This window comes from Armatimonas sp., from assembly GCF_031410135.1.
GTDB lineage: Bacteria > Armatimonadota > Armatimonadia > Armatimonadales > Armatimonadaceae > Armatimonas.
The window spans coordinates 1-3,390 of record NZ_JANNYP010000420.1; the positions used below are offsets into that span (position 1 = coordinate 1).

A 3,390-nucleotide genomic window follows, 5' to 3' on the forward strand; every position below is an offset into this window, starting at 1 on the left:
TTGGCTGGCGCACGACATTTGCAATTCTCATGGCCGCTGGCTTTGTCTGGGCGGTGCTCTGGTTTATGCTCTTTAAAGATCGCCCGGAAGATCACACGGGCCTGCCGTCTGCCGAGCGTGCCCATATTCTCGCCACACGCCAGCAAGCCGCCCCGCTCACCGATGCCGCGCCGCTACCGCTACTCAAAACGCCGAACTTACCCCTCGCGATGGCGCAGTACTTTTGCTCCAACTTTGTCTTTTTCTTCACGCTCACCTGGCTCTTTCCGCACCTCAAGAAAACCTACGACTTAACGGCACTCTCGGCTGGCTGGCTCGCTGCCGCGCCGCTGCTGGCAGGCGCGGCGGGTAATCTGCTCTCCGGCTGGCTCGTGGATCGGCTCTACAAGCAAGGCAAGACAACGCTCTCCCGCCAGCTCCCGGCGATGCTGGGCTTTGTGCTCGCGGCAGTGGGCCTGGTCTTCGGAGCCAACGCAAACACCGCCTCGCTTGCGGTGTTCTGGCTCTCGGTGGCGATCTTCGGGGCAGACATGACACTTGCTCCGTCGTGGGCACTGTGCATGGACATCGGTGGAGCCCGCGCGGGAGCCGTCTCGGGGACGATGAACATGGCGGGCAACATTGGCTCGTTTGTGACCTCGCTGGCCTTTCCCTATCTTCTCCAGTGGACCGGCTCCCCGACCGCCTTTTTCTACGTCGGTGCAGGGCTAAGCCTGCTTGCCGTTGGCTGCTGGCGTGCCGTTCGGATTCCCTCAGAGGTGGCGCGATGAGAGGCGTCGCCGTCGGTGCGGGCTACTTTGCACAGTTTCACTACGATGCCTGGCAGCGCCTCGGCGGGCTTGCGGCGCTCTGCGACACGGATCATGAGAGAGCTAAGAAGACGGCGACGCAGTTTGGCGTTCCCTGTGTCTACACCGATGTCGCCACCATGCTAGATGCCGTGCAGCCAGATTTTCTGGACATCATCACGCCACCCGCGAGCCACTTGCCCCTCGTGAAGCTCGCCGCGGAGCGTGGCATCTCTGTCATCTGCCAGAAGCCCCTTGCCCCGACGCTCGCCGAGGCCGAGGCGCTAGTTGGTACTGTCGAGAGTGCAAAGACTCGCCTGATGGTGCATGAGAACTTTCGCTTTCAGCCCTGGCACCGCGCCATCAAGCGCGAGCTGGACTCTGGCAGTATCGGGAAGCTCCACAGCCTGACCGTTCGCACGCGCCTCGGGGATGGCTGGCAGGCGGATGCCTACCAAGCCCGCCAGCCGTACTTTCGGACGATGCCACGCTTGCTTATTTTTGAGACGGGCGTCCACTTTTTGGACCTGATGCGCTTCTTTGGCGGCGAGCTCTCCCGCGTGAGTGCCTGGCTGAGCCAGCGCAATCCGGAGATCGTGGGCGAGGACAGTGGCTTGGTGATTGTCGAGCTGGCCAGCGGAGCACGTGCCACTTGGGATGCCGACCGCTACGCCGAGCCGCTGGATAGCAGCAGCGACCCTCGCCTCACGTTTGGAGAGTTTCTTCTGGAGGGCAGTGTGGGGCGGCTGCGCCTCGAAACCAGCGGGCGGCTGACACGAAAGCTTCTCGGCCAGCCCGAGGAAGAAGTAAAGTATGAGTTTGAGCAACGTGGGTTTGCAGGTGACTGTGTCTTTGCCACCCTTGCACACTTCCGCGATGCTCTTGCCAGTGGCGCACCTTTCGAGACCGAAGGACGCGACTACCTGGCCACGCTGACCGCACAGGATGCGGTCTACCGGGCGGCAGAGACTGGCTGCCCACAAATCATCCCACACCGAGGTAACCCACAATGAAACGTGTTTTTACTCTGATCGAACTACTCGTCGTCATCGCCATTATCGCGATACTCGCGGCGATTCTCTTTCCCGTCTTTGCCCAAGCCCGCGAAAAAGCCCGCCAGACAAGCTGCTTGTCCAATATTAAGCAGTTTGGACTGGCGACAATGATGTACATCCAAGACTACGACGAAACCTATCCACCATCGTTTGGTGGCTTGCTCGTTGACCCTCGAATCCCCGCGGCGGATCGTATTCTGAACCCATTCTATGGGGCCTCCCGAATCACGCCCTACGTGAAAAACAGCCAGATCTTCACCTGTCCCTCTGACGCGACCAGTAAAATGTGGATTGAGCTAGATGGCAAAGCCTACCGCTTTAGTTATTATTGGAACAAAGACACGGGCCAGGGAACGCACCCGTATTTCAACAGCCCTGTGGGTTGGGGAATCGCAACCCCAGCCAATAGTCAAACAGGGCGTGCCATGGCGGAGATCACTGCCCCCGCTGATACGATCTTTCTGTCCGAGCGTGATGGGCGCGTGATGGACGAGCACCTGAATGTCTTCCGCGATGCGAGACCGTATAATCCTGCGGTCACGGACTACTTTGAGCCCAATCTTCAGGGGCGAGGAACCGCGCGGCACTCAGGGGGAAGCAATCATGCGTTCTGCGATGGCCACGCCAAGTGGTTCAAGGTCGAGACCGTGAGCGGTGTTAAGGATGGCGTGGTGGGCTGGTACTTCTATGCCAATAGCGTCACCGGAAAGTAGAAAAAGCGAAATTGTTTAAGAAGCTCGACCATATTGCCATTGTCGTGCGGGATACAGAAGAGGCCCTGGCGTTCTACAGAGATCGCCTGGGGCTTCCCCTGCTCTTTACGGAGCTGCGCGACGAGCAAGGGGTGCGCCTGACGCACTTGGATACCGGCACGGGGGTGCACCTCCAGCTTGTCCAGCCACTCACGCCCGAGCACGCGCTGAGCAAGTACCTCGATGAGCGCGGCGAGGGGCTACACCACTTTTGTTTCTTAGTGGACAGCGTCGAGAAAGCCATTGAGGAGCTTCCCGCACTCGGACTCCCGTCGCGCGATCCCAAGCCCCGGCGTGGCCCCAACGGACGGCAAGCGGCGTTTATCCAGCCCAGCGAGACACGTGGCGTCCTGATCGAGATCACCTCAGAGCCCAAAACACCATGACACAGACGGTTCTTCTCGACGATGACCCGACCGGCACCCAGACTGTCTCGGGGGTTACTGTGCTCACGGAGTGGTCGGTGGAGACGCTGGCCAGCGAGCTTTTGCGGGGCAATGCAGGCTTCTTCGTCCTGACCAACTCCCGCGCTCTCAACACCGACGCGGCGTTTGCCCTCTACCAAGAGATCGGGGCAAACCTCAAGCGCGCTTCCCAGCAAACGGGCATCCCGATCCGAGCGCTTGCACGCGGCGACTCAACGCTTCGTGGCCACTTTCCCGCTGAGACCGATGCGCTTGATCAAACCCTGGGGCCACATGACCTCACGCTTATCGTCCCGTACTTTGAGGAAGGGGAGCGCCGCACGCGAGACGACATCCACTATGTCGGGGAGACACCTGCGGCTGAGACGCC

At 60.4% G+C, this 3,390-nt stretch carries 5 protein-coding genes; all 5 read left to right on the top strand.

What is annotated here, in order from left to right:
• Nucleotides 1-770: MFS transporter (locus tag RMO15_RS15485; protein WP_309714353.1), on the top strand; the 770-nt coding region annotated here is incomplete at its 5' end.
• Nucleotides 767-1,801 (top strand): Gfo/Idh/MocA family oxidoreductase, encoded by a 1,035-nt coding sequence (locus RMO15_RS15490; protein ID WP_309714354.1) that lies wholly within the window; start codon nucleotides 767-769, stop codon nucleotides 1,799-1,801. The genes RMO15_RS15485 and RMO15_RS15490, both read left to right, overlap by 4 nt.
• A complete protein-coding gene (locus RMO15_RS15495; protein WP_309714355.1) occupies nucleotides 1,798-2,556 on the top strand; it encodes a DUF1559 domain-containing protein in 759 nt (252 codons plus the stop codon). Before RMO15_RS15490 ends, RMO15_RS15495 begins: the two co-directional genes overlap by 4 nt.
• 11 nt (nucleotides 2,557-2,567) lie before the next feature.
• Entirely contained in the window at nucleotides 2,568-2,981 is a 414-nt protein-coding gene (locus tag RMO15_RS15500; protein ID WP_309714356.1) for a VOC family protein, read from the top strand.
• A partial coding sequence (locus tag RMO15_RS15505; RefSeq protein ID WP_309714357.1) for a four-carbon acid sugar kinase family protein occupies nucleotides 2,978-3,390 on the top strand: 413 nt, incomplete at its 3' end. The genes RMO15_RS15500 and RMO15_RS15505, both read left to right, overlap by 4 nt.

Bases quoted from the DNA above. Each gene is read 5' to 3' on its own strand.
- RMO15_RS15490 (WP_309714354.1), top strand. From the start codon at position 767: ATGAGAGGCGTCGCCGTCGGTGCGGGCTACTTTGCACAGTTTCACTAC.
- RMO15_RS15495 (WP_309714355.1), top strand. From the start codon at position 1,798: ATGAAACGTGTTTTTACTCTGATCGAACTACTCGTCGTCATCGCCATT.